11 protein-coding genes are annotated in these 15344 nt (G+C 66.6%); 5 read left to right on the plus strand and 6 right to left on the minus strand.

Annotation, left to right across the window (positions count from 1 at the left end; all coding sequences use genetic code 11):
- Nucleotides 1-355: 355 nt before the first annotated feature.
- Nucleotides 356-2725 (minus strand): phosphoenolpyruvate synthase, encoded by a 2370-nt coding sequence (ppsA, locus tag H610_RS0108175; RefSeq protein WP_028239211.1) that lies wholly within the window; start codon nucleotides 2723-2725, stop codon nucleotides 356-358.
- A gap of 162 nt (nucleotides 2726-2887) precedes the next feature.
- On the opposite strand from ppsA, the gene ppsR reads away from it, so the two are divergent.
- Complete coding sequence (gene ppsR / locus H610_RS0108180; protein WP_028239212.1) at nucleotides 2888-3706, plus strand: posphoenolpyruvate synthetase regulatory kinase/phosphorylase PpsR; 819 nt, start codon at nucleotides 2888-2890, stop codon at nucleotides 3704-3706.
- Between the two features lie 113 nt (nucleotides 3707-3819).
- Here the strand turns inward: ppsR and prpF are convergent, their stop codons facing one another.
- The 5 genes from prpF to H610_RS0108205 all read right to left on the minus strand — a co-directional run bounded on the left by prpF (nucleotide 3820) and on the right by H610_RS0108205 (nucleotide 10575).
- Nucleotides 3820-5010, minus strand: a complete 1191-nt coding sequence (prpF, locus tag H610_RS0108185) for a 2-methylaconitate cis-trans isomerase PrpF (protein ID WP_028239213.1) — start codon at nucleotides 5008-5010, stop codon at nucleotides 3820-3822.
- 100 nt (nucleotides 5011-5110) lie between these two features.
- Nucleotides 5111-7720 (minus strand): Fe/S-dependent 2-methylisocitrate dehydratase AcnD, encoded by a 2610-nt coding sequence (acnD, locus tag H610_RS0108190; protein ID WP_028239214.1) that lies wholly within the window; start codon nucleotides 7718-7720, stop codon nucleotides 5111-5113.
- A gap of 63 nt (nucleotides 7721-7783) precedes the next feature.
- A complete protein-coding gene (prpC, locus tag H610_RS0108195; RefSeq protein ID WP_028239215.1) occupies nucleotides 7784-8911 on the minus strand; it encodes a bifunctional 2-methylcitrate synthase/citrate synthase in 1128 nt (375 codons plus the stop codon).
- Between the two features lie 57 nt (nucleotides 8912-8968).
- Entirely contained in the window at nucleotides 8969-9856 is an 888-nt protein-coding gene (gene prpB / locus H610_RS0108200; protein WP_028239216.1) for a methylisocitrate lyase, read from the minus strand.
- Nucleotides 9853-10575: a GntR family transcriptional regulator gene (locus tag H610_RS0108205; RefSeq protein WP_028239217.1), complete on the minus strand. Its 723-nt coding sequence runs from the start codon at nucleotides 10573-10575 to the stop codon at nucleotides 9853-9855. Before H610_RS0108205 ends, prpB begins: the two co-directional genes overlap by 4 nt.
- Nucleotides 10576-10833: 258 nt before the next feature.
- Here H610_RS0108205 and rloA point away from each other — a divergent pair, with 258 nt between their 5' ends.
- Genes rloA through pabB form a run of 4 tightly spaced genes read left to right on the plus strand, consistent with a single transcriptional unit; the run spans nucleotide 10834 to nucleotide 15251 of the window.
- Nucleotides 10834-11370 (plus strand): retropepsin-like aspartic peptidase RloA, encoded by a 537-nt coding sequence (rloA, locus tag H610_RS0108210; protein ID WP_028239218.1) that lies wholly within the window; start codon nucleotides 10834-10836, stop codon nucleotides 11368-11370.
- A gap of 5 nt (nucleotides 11371-11375) precedes the next feature.
- On the plus strand, nucleotides 11376-12902 hold the full coding sequence (rloB, locus tag H610_RS0108215) for an osmotic stress tolerance membrane protein RloB (protein ID WP_028239219.1): 1527 nt from the start codon (nucleotides 11376-11378) through the stop codon (nucleotides 12900-12902).
- A gap of 3 nt (nucleotides 12903-12905) precedes the next feature.
- Entirely contained in the window at nucleotides 12906-13889 is a 984-nt protein-coding gene (locus H610_RS0108220) for an alpha-L-glutamate ligase-like protein (RefSeq protein WP_028239220.1), read from the plus strand.
- Between the two features lie 15 nt (nucleotides 13890-13904).
- Nucleotides 13905-15251, plus strand: a complete 1347-nt coding sequence (gene pabB / locus H610_RS0108225; RefSeq protein WP_028239221.1) for an aminodeoxychorismate synthase component I — start codon at nucleotides 13905-13907, stop codon at nucleotides 15249-15251.
- The last annotated feature ends 93 nt before the right edge of the window (nucleotides 15252-15344 follow it).

Here is a 15344-nt window from a genome sequence, read left to right on the forward strand (position 1 = left end):
CGGGAGAAGGTGGCCCGCAGGGCCGGATGAGGGGATGGAGGAAGCCTGCGACGCGCCGGATCCCGGTCGCAGGCAGAGCCTGCCCCTGCTGGTGCAGGTCGCGGCCACGGATAGCACCGGAGCGCTTTTCCCTTCTCCCCCGCGGGAGAAGGTGGCCCGCAGGGCCGGATGAGGGGATGGAGGAAGCCTGCGACGCGCCGGATCCCGGTCGCAGGCAAGGCCTGCTCCTACCAGCACAGTCGCGGGCCGGGGTATTCCAGGCACGCGGAGCTACAGGCTATGCCACCCCCTACCCGCCAGGTCCAAAGAAAAAGGGGCGGATGATCCGCCCCCTCGTCCTTTTGCCTGTTCGCCTTTAGATCTCGGCGTCCGCGAGGAAGAACCAGGTATCGAGCACCGAATCCGGGTTCAGCGACACGCTCTCGATCCCCTGCTCCATCAGCCACTTGGCCAGGTCCGGGTGATCGGACGGGCCCTGGCCGCAGATGCCGATGTACTTGCCGGCCTTGTTGCAGGCCTGGATGGCGTTGGACAGCAGCTTCTTGACCGCCGGGTTACGCTCGTCGAACAGATGGGCGATGATGCCCGAGTCGCGATCGAGGCCGAGCGCCAGCTGGGTCATGTCGTTGGAACCGATCGAGAAGCCGTCGAAGAACTCGAGGAACTCGTCGGCCAGCAGGGCATTGGACGGCAGCTCGCACATCATGATGACGCGCAGGCCGTTCTCGCCGCGCTTGAGCCCGTAGTTGGCGAGCAGGTCGACCACCTGCGAGGCCTCGCCAAGGGTGCGCACGAACGGCACCATCAGCTCGACGTTGGTCAGCCCCATCTCGTCGCGCACCTTCTTCATCGCCCGGCATTCGAGCTCGAAGCAGTCGCGGAAGGAATCGCTGATGTAGCGCGAAGCGCCGCGGAAGCCCAGCATCGGGTTCTCTTCCTCGGGCTCGTAGAGCTTGCCGCCGATCAGGTTGGCGTACTCGTTGGACTTGAAGTCCGACAGGCGCACGATCACCTTCTTCGGCCAGAAGGCCGCCGCCAGGGTACTGACGCCTTCGACCAGCTTTTCCACGTAGAAGCCGACCGGGTCGCTGTAGCCGGCGATGCGCTTTTCCACGCTCGCCTTCACGTCGGCGGGCAGGCCGTCGAAGTTCAGCAGCGCCTTGGGGTGCACGCCGATCATGCGGTTGATGATGAACTCCAGGCGCGCCAGGCCCACGCCTTCGTTCGGCAGCTGGGCGAAGTCGAACGCGCGGTCCGGGTTGCCGACGTTCATCATGATCTTGAACGGCAGCTCCGGCATGGCGTCGATGGAATTCTGGCGGATGTCGAAGCCGAGTTCGCCTTCGAAGATCAGGCCGGTGTCGCCTTCGGCACAGGACACGGTCACGCGCTGGCCGTCCTTCAGCAGGTCGGTGGCATTGCCGCAGCCGACCACCGCCGGGATGCCCAGCTCACGGGCGATGATCGCCGCGTGGCAGGTACGCCCGCCACGGTTGGTAACGATGGCGCTGGCACGCTTCATCACCGGCTCCCAGTCCGGATCGGTCATGTCGGAGACGAGCACGTCGCCCGGCTGGACCTTGTCCATCTCGGACACGTCGTGGATGACCTTGACCGGGCCGGCGCCGATGCGCTGGCCGATGGCACGGCCCTCCACCAGGACCTTGCCCTTTTCCTTCAGCAGGTAGCGCTCCATCACGGTGGCGCTGGCGCGGCTCTTCACCGTCTCCGGGCGCGCCTGGACGATGTACAGCTTGCCGTCGTCGCCGTCCTTCGCCCACTCGATGTCCATCGGGCGGCCGTAGTGCTTCTCGATGATCAGCGCCTGCCTAGCGAGGTTGGTCACCTCTTCGTCGGTGAGCGCGAAGCGGGCGCGGTCGGCCTTGTCCACCTCGACGGTCTTGACCGACTTGCCGGCCTTGGCCTCGTCGCCATAGATCATCTTGATCGCCTTGCTGCCCAGGTTGCGGCGCAGGATGGCGGGCCGCCCGGCTTCCAGGGTCGGCTTGTGCACGTAGAACTCGTCGGGGTTCACCGCGCCCTGCACCACGGTCTCGCCGAGGCCGTAGGCGCCGGTGATGAACACCACGTCGCGGAAGCCCGATTCGGTGTCGAGGGTGAACATCACGCCAGCGGTGCCGGTTTCCGAGCGGACCATGCGCTGCACGCCGGCGGACAGGGCGACCAGCTTGTGATCGAAGCCCTGGTGCACGCGATAGGCGATGGCGCGGTCGTTGAACAGCGAGGCGAACACTTCCTTCACCGCGCGGATGACGTTGTCGACGCCGCGGATGTTGAGGAAAGTCTCCTGCTGGCCGGCGAAGGACGCATCCGGCAGGTCCTCGGCGGTGGCCGAGGAACGCACCGCGACGGCCATCTGCTCGTTTCCGGCGGACATCTCGGCGAAGGCGCTGCGGATGTCGCTGTCGAGCTGCGCGGGGAATTCGGCGTCCATCACCCACTGGCGAATCTGCGCGCCGGCCTTGGCCAGCGCGTTGACGTCGTCCACGTCGAGGCTGTCGAGCAGGGCATGGATGCGATCGTTGATCCCGCTCTGATCGAGAAAATCGCGATAAGCCTGCGCCGTCGTGGCAAAACCACCGGGGACCGAGACACCAGCGCCTGCCAGGTTGCTGATCATCTCGCCGAGGGATGCGTTCTTGCCCCCCACACGCTCCACATCATGGACGCCGAGCTTATCGAGGGAAACTACGTACTCTACCAAGGTGATTTCTCCACTTTGTGTTGGAAAACTCCGGACGGATCCCATCCGTGTGGCTGTGGCCCGGTCTTGCGAAATAAGTGACAATGCCGAGCACTTTCGAAGCTCGCCGCAGCGCGGCGTACTATAGCCGAGAACGGTTCTCGACTTAAGGCCTGGGGCGCAATGAAAAGAACTGCTTTCTTCATCTCCGACGGTACTGGAATCACGGCCGAAACCCTTGGGCAGAGTCTGCTCGCGCAATTCGAGAACATCAGTTTCAGGAAGGTGACGCGACCGTATATCGACACGGCCGAGAAGGCGCGCGTCATGGTGAAGCAGATCAACGAAGCGGCGATAGAGGACGGGGCGCGGCCGATCATCTTCGACACGCTGGTGAACCAGGAAATACGCGACATCCTCGCCGAATCCAATGGCTTCATGATCGACATCTTTTCTTCATTCCTTGCTCCACTGGAACACGAACTGATGTCCCATTCCTCTTACTCGGTCGGCAAGTCGCATTCCATCGGCCAGAACAGCAACTACATGGAGCGCATCGAGGCGGTCAACTTCGCCCTCGACAACGACGACGGCGCCCGCACCCATTACTACGACAAGGCCGACCTGATCCTTGTCGGTGTATCGCGCTGCGGCAAAACGCCCACCTGTCTGTACATGGCCATGCAGTTCGGCATTCGCGCTGCCAACTATCCGCTGACCGAAGAAGACATGGAACGTCTGCAACTTCCCGCTGCGTTGAAAAACCATCGCAACAAACTGTTCGGCCTGACCATCGACCCGGACCGCCTGACGGCCATTCGCAACGAGCGCAAACCGAACAGCCGTTATGCCAGTTTCGCCCAGTGCGAATTCGAAGTCCGCGAGGTCGAGAACCTGTTTCGCCGCGAAAACATCCCCTTCATCAACTCCACGCACTTTTCGGTCGAGGAGATCTCGGCCAAGATTCTCGTGGAGAAAGGCGTCGAACGACGGCTCAAGTGAACGGGCCCGTTTCCTAGACAGTGGAAAGTCCGCTTAGTGCGGACTTTTCGGTTTTTTTCCGCCGAGCGGAAGGCTGCCTGCCACGGACGAACCCGCTGCGAGAGCGCCAGGCGTCAGAACGCGTCGCCCGGCACCCGCACCCAGCCCTCCATCAGGATTCGCGCGCTGCGGCTCATCACCGCCTTGGTCACTGCCCACTCGCCACCCTCCTCGCGCGCCTCGGCGCCGACCCTCAGGGTGCCCGACGGATGGCCGAAACGCACCGCGTCGCGCGCCCGGCCGCCGGCCGCGAGGCTGACCAGGGTGCCGGGAATCGCCGCCGCGGTGCCGATGGCCACGGCCGCGGTGCCCATCATCGCGTGATGCAGCTTGCCCATCGACAGCGCCCGCACCAGCAGGTCGATGTCGCCAGCCTCGACCGCCTTGCCGCTGGAGGCGACGTAGCCCGCCGGCGGCGCGACGAAGGCCACCTTCGGCGTGTGCTGGCGCTTGCCGGCCTCCTCGACGTGGGCGATCAGCCCCATGCGCAGCGCGCCGTAGGCGCGGATCGTCTCGAACATCGCCAGCGCCTTGGGGTCGGCGTTGATGTCGTCCTGCAGCTCGGTGCCGCGGTAGCCGACGTCGGCGGCGTTGATGAACACGGTCGGGATGCCCGCATTGATCAGGGTCGCCTTGAGCGTGCCGACGCCAGGCACTTCGAGGTCGTCCACCAGGTTGCCGGTGGGGAACATCGAGCCGCCGGCGCCCTCCTCCTCGGCCGCCGGGTCCATGAACGCCAGCTGCACCTCGGCCGCCGGGAAGGTCACGCCGTCGAGTTCGAAGTCGCCGGTCTCCTGGACCTGACCCTCGCTGATCGGCACCTGCGCGACGATGGTCTTGCCGATGTTGGCCTGCCAGATGCGCACGGTGGCGGTGCCGTCACGCGGCAGGCGTTCGGGGTCGATCAGGCCGGCGGCGATGGCGAAGGGGCCGACCGCGGACGAGAGGTTGCCGCAGTTGCCGCTCCAGTCGACGAAGGGCTTGTCGATCGAAACCTGGCCGAACAGGTAGTCGATGTCATGATCGGGCCGGCTGCTCTTCGAGACGATCACCGTCTTGCTGGTGCTCGAGGTGGCGCCGCCCATGCCGTCGATCTGCTTGCCGTAGGGGTCGGGGCTGCCGATCACCCGCATCAGCAGCGCGTCGCGCGCGGGCCCCGGCACCCGGGCCGGCTCCGGCAGGTCGTCGAGGCGAAAGAACACGCCCTTGCTGGTACCGCCGCGCATGTAGGTGGCGGGGATTCTGATCTGGGGTACGTGGGCCATCTGGCTGTCCTGTTCTGCTGTAGGAGCGAGCTTGCTCGCGAATGGCGCGCCCCGCGCAACCGATGGCAGGCAGGTTCGCGCGCAGGCCGCTCCTACGGGGTCATTGATTGGCGGCCTGGGCGCCGGAAACGGTCGCCTGCAGGAAGTCCTGGGCGAAACGCTGCAACACCCCGCCCGCCTCGTAGATCGACACCTCCTCGGCAGTGTCCAGGCGGCAGGTCACCGGAACCTCGAGGCGCTCCCCGTCGCGGCGGGTGACGATCAGCGTCAGGATCGCCCGCGGCGTCCGCTCGCCGACCACGTCGAACACCTCGGTGCCGTCGATGCCCAGTGTCTTGCGCGTGGTGCCCGGCTGGAATTCCAGCGGCAGCACGCCCATGCCGATCAGGTTGGTACGGTGAATGCGCTCGAAGCCCTCGGCGACGATCGCCTCGACTCCGGCCAGGCGCACGCCCTTGGCGGCCCAGTCGCGCGAAGAGCCCTGGCCGTAGTCCGCGCCGGCCACGATGATCAGCGGCTGGCGCCGCGCCATGTAGGTCTCGATCGCCTCCCACATGCGGGTCACCCGGCCTTCCGGCTCGATGCGCGCCAGCGAGCCCTGCCTGACCTGGCCGTCGACCACCGCCATCTCGTTGATCAGCTTGGGGTTGGCGAAGGTCGCGCGCTGCGCGGTCAGGTGGTCGCCGCGGTGCGTGGCGTAGGAGTTGAAGTCCTCCTCGGGCAGGCCCATCTTCGCCAGGTACTCGCCCGCGGCGCTGTCCGGCAGGATGGCGTTGGACGGCGACAGGTGGTCGGTGGTGATGTTGTCGCCGAGCACTGCCAGCGGACGCATGCCCCTGAGCGAGCGCTCGCCGGCCAGCGCGCCTTCCCAGTACGGCGGTCGGCGGATGTAGGTGCTCATCGGCCGCCAGTCGTACAGCGGGCTGACCTGCTCGCGCGCCTCGCGGGTGATGTCGAACATGGGGATGTAGACGTTGCGGAACTGCTCGGGCTTGACCGCCGCGCGCACCGTCGCCTCGATTTCCTCGTCGCTCGGCCAGAGGTCCTTCAGGCGGATCTCCCGGCCGTCCACCACGCCCAGCACATCCTTTTCGATATCGAAGCGGATGGTCCCGGCGATGGCGTAGGCCACCACCAGCGGCGGCGAGGCCAGGAAGGCCTGCCTGGCGTAGGGGTGGATGCGCCCGTCGAAGTTGCGGTTGCCCGACAGCACGGCGGTGGCATAGAGATCGCGCTCGACGAGCTCCCGCTGGATCGCGGGATCCAGCGCGCCGGACATGCCGTTGCAGGTGGTGCAGGCGAAACCGACGATGCCGAAACCGAGCCGTTCCAGCTCACCAGTCAGGCCCGCCTCGTCCAGGTACAGCGCCACCGCCTTGGAGCCCGGCGCCAGCGAGGTCTTGACCCAGGGCTTGCGGGTCAGCCCGAGGCGGTTGGCGTTGCGCGCCAGCAGTCCGGCGGCGATCACGTTCTTCGGGTTGCTGGTGTTGGTGCAGCTGGTGATGGCCGCGATGATCACCGCGCCATCGGGCATCTGCCCGGGGGTCTCCTCCCAGCGGCCGGCGATGCCGCGCTCGGCGAGCTCCGTGGTGGCGACCCGCGCGTGCGGGTTGGACGGGCCGGCCATGTTGCGCACAACGCTGGACAGGTCGAACTGCAGGGTCCGCTCGTAGCGCGCGCCGATCAGCGTATCGGCCCATAGCCCGGTGTGCCGGGCGTAGGTTTCCACCAGGCGCACCTGCTCCTCGTCGCGGCCGGTGAGCCGCAGATAGTCGATGGTCTGCCCGTCGATGAAGAACATCGCCGCGGTGGCGCCGTATTCCGGGGCCATGTTGGAAATGGTCGCGCGATCGCCCAGGGTCAGGGCCGAAGCGCCTTCACCGCGGAACTCCAGGTAGGCGCCGACCACCCTGGAGCGGCGCAGGAACTCGGTCAGCGCCAGCACGATGTCGGTGGCGGTGATGCCGGGCTGCGGCCTGCCGCTGAGCTCCACGCCGACGATGTCCGGCAGGCGCATCCAGGAGGCGCGGCCGAGCATCACGTTCTCCGCTTCGAGCCCGCCGACGCCGATGGCGATGACGCCCAGCGCATCGACGTGCGGGGTGTGGCTGTCGGTGCCGACGCAGGTATCCGGGAAGGCCACGCCGTCGCGCGCCTGGATCACCGGCGACATCTTCTCCAGGTTGATCTGGTGCATGATCCCGTTGCCCGGCGGGATCACGTCGACGTTCTCGAAGGCGCGCTTGGTCCACTCGATGAAATGGAAGCGGTCCTCGTTGCGGCGCTCCTCGATCGCCCGGTTCTTGGCGAAGGCGTCGGGGTCGTAGCCGCCGCACTCGACCGCCAGCGAATGGTCGACGATCAGCTGCACCGGCACCACCGGGTTGACCTTGGCCGGGTCTCCGCCCTGCTTGGCGATGGCGTCGCGCAGGCCGGCCAGGTCCACCAGCGCGGTCTGGCCGAGGATGTCGTGGCAGACCACCCGGGCCGGGAACCAGGGGAAGTCGAGGTCGCGGCGCCGCTCGATCAGTTGGCGCAACGAGTCGTTCAGGCTCGCCGGATCGCAGCGCCGCACCAGGTTCTCGGCGAGCACGCGCGAGGTATAGGGCAGCCCGTCGTAGGCGCCGGGCTGGATCGCTTCCACCGCGGCGCGGGCATCGAAATAGTCCAGCGAGGTGCCGGGCAGAGGTTTGCGGTATGCGGAGTTCATGACACTGGCTCGATCACGGAGTGGGGAAAGGCGAAGGTCGCGCACGGCCTTCACTCGGTTGGCTCAGCGCTGTTCGAGCGGCGGCACGGGGCGCTGCTCGGGCCCGGTGTACTCGGCGCTCGGACGGATGATGCGGTTGTTGGCGCGCTGCTCGAACACGTGGGCGCACCAGCCGGTCACCCGCGAGCAGACGAAGATCGGGGTGAACAGCTGGGTCGGGATGCCCATGAAGTGATACGCCGAGGCGTGGTAGAAATCGGCGTTGGGGAACAGCTTCTTCTGCTCCCACATGGTCTTGTCGATGGCCTCGGACACCGGGAACAGGACCTTGTCGTCCACCTCCTCGGCGAGCTTTTGCGACCAGCCCTTGATGACTTCGTTGCGCGGGTCCGATTCCTTGTAGATGGCATGGCCGAAGCCCATGATCTTGTCCTTGCGCTCGAGCATCGCCAGCAGCTCGGTGACCGCCTCCTCGGGTGACTGGAAGCGTTCGATCAGCTCCATCGCCGCCTCGTTGGCGCCGCCGTGCAGCGGGCCGCGCAGCGAGCCGATGGCGGCGGTGACGCAGGAATACAGGTCCGACAGGGTCGAGGCGCATACTCGCGCCGTGAAGGTCGAGGCGTTGAATTCGTGCTCGGCGTAGAGGATCAGCGAGACGTTCATCACCTTGACGTGCAGCGCGTTGGGCTTGCGGCCGTGCAACAGCGCCAGGAAGTGCCCCCCGAGCGTGTCCTCGTCGGTGTCGCAGTCGATGCGCTGGCCGTCCTGGGTGAAGCGGTACCAGTAGGTCATAATCGCCGGGAAGGCGGCCAGCAGCCGGTCGGTACGGTCGCGCTGCTGGCTGAAGTCGGTCTCCGGCTCCAGCGTGCCGAGCACCGAGGCGCCGGTGCGCATCACGTCCATCGGATGGGCGCTGGCCGGGATGCGCTCGAGCACCTCCTTCAGCGCCGGCGGCAGGTCGCGCAGGCCGCGCAGCTTGCGCTTGTATTCCTCGAGGCGCGCGGCGTCCGGCAGTTCGCCGTGCACCAGCAGGTAGGCGACTTCCTCGAACTCGCAGCTGGCGGCCAGCTCGCGCACGTCGTAGCCGCGGTAGGTCAGCCCGGCACCGGTCTTGCCGACGGTGCAGAGGGCGGTCTGTCCGGCGACCTGGCCGCGCAGGCCGGCGCCGCTCAGGACTTTCGCTTCAGCCATGGTTCTCTCCTTATCTTGGACTTGTTCTGGATTGGCCAATCGCATCGGGTCTTTCGGTCAGCCCTTCTTCTGCGCGAAGAGCGCGTCCAGGTGCTGCTCGTAGGCGTGGTAATCGATGCGGTCGTAGAGCTCCATGCGGGTCTGCATGGTGTCGATCACGTTCTTCTGCGTGCCGTCGCGGCGGATCGCCTGGTAGACGTTCTCAGCGGCCTTGTTCATCGCGCGGAAGGCCGACAGCGGATAGAGCACCAGCGAGACGTCGGCGCTGGCCAGCTCCTCGGTGGTGTACAGCGGCGTCGCGCCGAACTCGGTGATGTTGGCCAGAACCGGCACCCCCACCCGTTCGGCGAAGGTCCTGTACATCGACAGCTCGGTGATGGCCTCGGGGAAGATCATGTCGGCGCCGGCCTCGACGCAGGCCTGGGCACGGTCGAGCGCCGCCTCCAGGCCCTCGACGGCCAGCGCGTCGGTACGCGCCATGATCACGAAGCTGTCGTCGGTGCGCGCATCCACCGCCGCCTTGATTCGATCGACCATCTCCTGCTGGCTGACGATTTCCTTGTTCGGCCGGTGGCCGCAGCGCTTGGCGCCGACCTGGTCCTCGATGTGCAGCGCCCCGGCGCCGAACTTGATCATCGACTTGACCGTGCGGGCGACGTTGAAGGCCGAAGAACCGAAGCCGGTGTCGACGTCGACCAGCAACGGCAGGTCGCAGACGTCGGTGATCCGGCGCACGTCGGTGAGCACGTCGTCCAGCCCGGAGATGCCGAGGTCGGGCAGGCCCAGCGAGCCGGCGGCCACTCCACCGCCGGAAAGGTAGATCGCCTTGAAGCCCGCGCGCTTGGCCAGCAGGGCGTGGTTGGCGTTGATCGCGCCGACCACCTGCAGCGGATGTTCGCTGGCGACGGCATCGCGAAAGCGCTGCCCGGCAGATGCTTGAGTCATGACTCACCTCTTTTGTTGGCTGTCTGGTCCGTTGCGTCCTTGAAGTGACGCTCGATGTTGCGCTTGGACGCACCGATGTGGCGGCGCATCAGCAGCTCGGCCAGCTCGCCGTCACGGTCGGCGATGGCGTCGAGAATGCGGTGGTGCTCGGCGAACGCCTGACGCGGGCGGTTCGGCGTGGCGGAGAACTGGATGCGGTACATGCGCACCAGCTGGTAGAGCTCGTCGCACAGCAGCTTGGCCAGGGTTCGGTTGCCGCTGCCCTGGATGATCCGGTAGTGGAAGTCGAAGTCGCCTTCCTGCTGGTAGTAGCCGACGCCGGCCCGGAAGGCCTCGTCGCGTTCGTGGGTCTCCAGCACGCGGCGCAGTTCGTCGATCTCCGCCTGGCTCATCTGCTCGGCCGCGAGCCGGCAGGCCATGCCCTCGAGCGATTCGCGGATCTCGTACAGCTCGATCAGCTCGCGATGATCCAGCGACACCACCCGCGCGCCCACGTGCGGCACCCGCACCAGCAGCTTCTGGCCTTCCAGACGGTGGATGGCCTCGCGCAGCGGTCCGCGGCTGATGCCATAGGTACGCGCCAGCTCCGGCTCGGAAATCTTGCTGCCCGGCGCGATGCGCCCCTGCACGATGGCCGACTGGATGCGCCGGAACACATGCTCGGAAAGGGTTTCGTTGTCCGCCTGCTCGTCGAGCAAGGGCTCGAGTGAATCCAGCATTGTCGACAATCCTCGCGTTGTGAGCAGAAACTAGCCGCGAGAGCGGACTCTGTCAAACGCGATTGTCGACACAGAGGCGCGAGCTTGTGGCTCGAAGCCATGGCTGCGGGGGCCGCTCGCTGCCGGCACCTCGCCACATGCGCGGTCGCGGCTCGGAAAATCAGCGTGCTAGAATCGCCGCCCATCGCCGTGCGGCGCCTGCCGATCGGGCGCGATCGCCCCGGCCCTCCTCCTGCGGACCCTCAAGATTCGGGATTTATGAGAGTCAAGTCACCCCTCCTGCCGTTTGTTCTGCTGTGTTTCTCCGGCGCAGGCCTCGCCAGTGAAAAGACCATCTACGGGCTCAACGAATACGTGGCGCTGCCGGAATTCAATCTGGAAGTGTCGGCCAAGCTCGACACCGGGGCCGAGACCGCCTCGCTGAGCGCCCGAGACATCGAGCGTTTCAAGCGCAACGGCGAGAGCTGGGTGCGTTTCTACCTGGCGATCGACGATGCCCACGAGCACCCGATCGAGCGCCCGCTGGCCCGCATCAGCAAGATCAAGCGCCGCGCCGGCGACATCGATCCCGAGGAAGATCGCACCTATACCGCGCGTCCGGTGATCGAGCTCGACCTCTGCCTCGGCAAGGTCCAGCGCAGCATCGAAGTGAACCTGACCGACCGAAGCGCATTCCAATACCCACTTCTGATCGGCTCGCGCGCGTTGACCCGCTTCGGCGCCCTGGTCGACCCCAGCCTCACCTACGCCGCCGGCAAGCCCGGCTGTTCAACCGTCTCCGACGCCGACGAGTAACCTACATGCGCGCCCTGACACTGCACCTGAAAATCCTGATCCTCCTGCTCGTCGCACTCGGCGTCGGGATCACGGCCTATCAGATCTTCGTTCTCGGAATCCCCGTCACCGCGGACGAAACCGATGACCTGTGGAACATCGACGCCAAGGTGGAATTCGTCGCCAGCCCGCGCGAGCCGGTGAAGGTGCAGATGTTCGTGCCGCCGCTGAACCAGGAGTTCGTCAGCCTCAACGAGAGCTTCATCTCCAACAACTACGGCGTGAGCATCAACCGCGTCGACGGCAACCGCCGCGTCACCTGGTCCGCCCGCCGCGCCAGCGGCCGCCAGACCCTCTACTACCGCCTGGTGCTGACCAAGCGCTACAGCGGCGAGCAGACGAAAGCCGAAGGTCCCATCTTCCGCGACAGCATCCCGCTGGAAGGCCCGGAGAAGATCGCCGCCGAGGCCCTGCTTTCGCCGATCCGCCAGCATTCGGCCGACGTCGAGACCTTCATCAGCGAGGCCATCAAGCGCGTCAACAACGCCAACGACGACAACGTCCGGCTGCTGCTCGGCGGCGATGCCTCGATCGCGAACCGGGCCCGGGTGATCGAGATCCTGCTGTCCATCGCCCACGTGCCGATGGAGCGCGTGCATACCATCCAGCTCACCGACGAGCAGATCCAGACGCCCGAACTCTGGCTGCGCAGCTTCAATGGCGACCGCTGGCTGTATTTCAATCCGGCGAATGGCGACCAGGGCCTGCCCGCGGACCGGCTGGTCTGGTGGACCGGCGACGAGCCGCTGCTGGCGGTCGAGGGCGGCAAGGACGCGCGGGTGGAGTTCACCCTGAGCAACAGCGAGATGAACGCCATCCGCCTGGCCCAGCTGACCGACGAGAACACCGAGGCGGACTTCCTCGAGTACTCGCTGTACGGCCTGCCGCTGTCCACCCAGCAGACCTACCAGATCATGATCATGATCCCGATCGGCGTGCTGGTGATCCTCATCCTGCGCAACCTGGTCGGCATCCAGACCCTCGGCACCTTCACCCCGGTGCTGATCGCCCTCGCCTTCCGCGAGACCCAGCTCGGCTTCGGCATCGTACTGTTCACGGTGATCACCGCGCTGGGTCTGTCGCTACGCTCGTACCTCGAACACCTGAAGCTGCAGATGCTGCCGCGCCTGTCAGTGGTGCTGACCTTCGTGGTGGTGCTGATCGCGGTGATCAGCCTGTTCAGCCACAAGCTGGGGCTCGAGCGCGGACTGTCGGTGGCGCTGTTCCCGATGGTGATCCTGACCATGACCATCGAGCGCCTGTCGATCACCTGGGAAGAACGCGGCGGCGGCCATGCCTTCAAGGTCGCGGTGGGTACCATCATCGCCGCGTCGCTGGCGCACGTGCTGATGAACATCCCGGAACTGGTGTACTTCATCTTCACCTTCCCCTCCGTGCTGCTGATCCTGGTCGGTTTCATGCTGGCGATGGGCCGCTACCGCGGCTACCGGCTGACCGAGCTGTTCCGCTTCAAAGCCTTTCTGAAGGACTGAGCCATGTTCGGCCTGATCAAGACCTGGAAGGCGCTGGAAGCCAAGGGCATCATGGGCATCAACCGGCGTAACGCCGACTACGTGCTCAAGTACAACAAGCGCAGCCTGTACCCGATCGTCGACGACAAGATCATCACCAAGGAGCGCGCGGTCGAGGCCGGCATCCACGTGCCGGAGATGTACGGGATCATCGAGACCGAGCAGGAGATCGGCAAGCTGCGCGAGATCATCAAGGACCGCCAGGATTTCGTGATCAAGCCGGCGCAGGGCGCCGGCGGCGACGGCATCCTGGTGATCGCCGACCGCTTCGAGGGGCGCTACAAGACGGTCTCCGGGCGGATCATCAGCCACGACGAGATCGAGCATCAGATTTCCAACATCCTCACCGGGCTCTACTCGCTCGGCGGCCTGCGTGACCGCGCGCTGATCGAGTACCGGGTCACGCCCGACCCGATCTTCAAGAGCATCAGCTACGAGGGCGTACCGGACATCCGCATCATCGTGCTCATGGGCTACCCGGTGATGGCGATGCTGCGCCTGCCGACCCGCCAGTCGAACGGCAAGGCCAACCTGCACCAGGGCGCCATCGGCGTCGGCGTCGACCTGGCCACCGGCATCACCCTGCGCGGCACCTGGCTGAACAACAAGATTTCCAAGCACCCCGACACCACCAACGCGGTCGATGGCGTGCAGTTGCCCAACTGGGACGGCTTCATGAAGCTGGCCGCCGGCTGCTACGAGCTGTGCGGGCTGGGCTACATAGGCGTGGACATGGTGCTCGACCAGGACAAGGGTCCGCTGATCCTCGAGCTCAACGCCCGTCCCGGTCTCAACATCCAGATCGCCAACGACACCGGCCTGACCCTGCGCACCCACGCCATCGAAGCGCGCCTCGAGGAACTCAAGGCCAGGGGCATCCAGGAGACCGCCGACGAGCGCGTGCGCTTCTCGCAGGAGCTCTTCGGTCACGTGCCGCCACGCGACTGACCCGACACCACGCCGATGCCGACCTGCCAGGTCCACCCGCTGCCCTACGAGCCGGATCCCAGCCGGCTGCTGGGGCGGCTGCAGGGCGCGCCCGGGGTGGCGCTGCTCGACTCCGGCCGCCCGCAGGCCGAGCGCGGGCGCTACGACCTGCTCAGCGCCTGGCCGCTGGAAACGCTGCGGCCCGGCGAAGACGAAAGCGGAACGGCATTCTTCGACCGCCTGCGCGGCGCGCTGGCGCGTCTGGGCCCGGCGGAGCTGCCCGAGGGGCTGGACCTGCCGTTCGCCGGCGGCCTGATCGGCATGCTGGGCTACGACTTCGGCCGCCGTCTCGAGCGGCTGCCGGTGCTCGCCCACGACGACCTGTCGCTGCCCGAGGCGCAGGTCGGCCTCTACGCCTGGGCATGGGTGACCGACCACCGGGCCGCTCGCAGCCAGTTGGTGTTCCACCCCCGCCTGGAGTCGGCCGAGCGCCAGCGGCTGATCGCGCTATTCAGCGAAGCCGAGGTCGAATTCGATGCAGAAGAGCCCTTCCGGCTGCCCCGCCCGTTCACAGGCGACCTCGCCTTCGCGGACTACCAGGCGGCCTTCGAGCGCATCCAGGCCTACATCCACGCCGGCGACTGCTACCAGGTCAACTTCGCCCAGCGCTGGCGCGCCGGGTACGCGGGCAGCCTGGTGCAGGCCTACCGCCGCCTGCGGCAGGCCTGCCCGACACCCTTCTCCGGCTTTCTCGGCAGCGAGGACGGCGCGGTGCTCAGCCTGTCTCCCGAACGCTTCATGCGCGTCAGCGGCCGGCAGGTCGAGACCCGGCCGATCAAGGGCACCCGCCCGCGCGGTGGCGATGCCGCGGAAGACGCCACCAACGCGCAGGAACTGCAGGACAGCCCCAAGGACCGCGCCGAGAACCTGATGATCGTCGACCTGCTGCGCAACGACCTTGGCCGCTCCTGCGCGATCGGCAGCGTGCGCGTGCCGCAGCTGTTCGCGCTGGAGAGCTATCCGAACGTCCATCACCTGGTCAGCAGCGTCACCGGCACGCTGGCCAGCGATCGCGACCCGCTGGACCTGCTCGCCGGCAGTTTCCCCGGCGGTTCGATCACCGGGGCGCCGAAGATTCGCGCAATGCAGATCATCGAGGAACTGGAACCGACGCGCCGCGCCATCTATTGCGGCTCGCTGTTCTACCTGGACGTGCGCGGGGAAATGGACAGCTCGATCGCCATCCGCACCCTGCTCGCCAGCCGCGGCACCCTGGCCTGCTGGGGCGGCGGCGGCATCGTCGCCGACTCGGACTGCCGAGCCGAGTATCAGGAGTCGATCGGCAAGGTAAGCGTCCTGATGAGGGCGTTGGAAGGGCTATAGGCTGGAGGCTGGAGGCTGGAGGCTGGAGGCTGGAGGCTGGAGGCTGGAGGCTGGAGGCTGGAGGCTGGAGGCTGGAGGCTGGAGGCTGGAGGC

This window comes from Stutzerimonas azotifigens DSM 17556 (assembly GCF_000425625.1).
Lineage (GTDB): Bacteria > Pseudomonadota > Gammaproteobacteria > Pseudomonadales > Pseudomonadaceae > Stutzerimonas > Stutzerimonas azotifigens.

Bases quoted from the DNA above. Each gene is read 5' to 3' on its own strand.
- ppsR (WP_028239212.1), top strand. From the start codon at position 2,888: ATGAAAAGAACTGCTTTCTTCATCTCCGACGGTACTGGAATCACGGCC.
- prpF (WP_028239213.1), bottom strand. From the start codon at position 5,010: ATGGCCCACGTACCCCAGATCAGAATCCCCGCCACCTACATGCGCGGC.
- acnD (WP_028239214.1), bottom strand. From the start codon at position 7,720: ATGAACTCCGCATACCGCAAACCTCTGCCCGGCACCTCGCTGGACTAT.
- prpC (WP_028239215.1), bottom strand. From the start codon at position 8,911: ATGGCTGAAGCGAAAGTCCTGAGCGGCGCCGGCCTGCGCGGCCAGGTC.
- prpB (WP_028239216.1), bottom strand. From the start codon at position 9,856: ATGACTCAAGCATCTGCCGGGCAGCGCTTTCGCGATGCCGTCGCCAGC.
- H610_RS0108205 (WP_028239217.1), bottom strand. From the start codon at position 10,575: ATGCTGGATTCACTCGAGCCCTTGCTCGACGAGCAGGCGGACAACGAA.
- rloA (WP_028239218.1), top strand. From the start codon at position 10,834: ATGAGAGTCAAGTCACCCCTCCTGCCGTTTGTTCTGCTGTGTTTCTCC.
- rloB (WP_028239219.1), top strand. From the start codon at position 11,376: ATGCGCGCCCTGACACTGCACCTGAAAATCCTGATCCTCCTGCTCGTC.
- H610_RS0108220 (WP_028239220.1), top strand. From the start codon at position 12,906: ATGTTCGGCCTGATCAAGACCTGGAAGGCGCTGGAAGCCAAGGGCATC.
- pabB (WP_028239221.1), top strand. From the start codon at position 13,905: ATGCCGACCTGCCAGGTCCACCCGCTGCCCTACGAGCCGGATCCCAGC.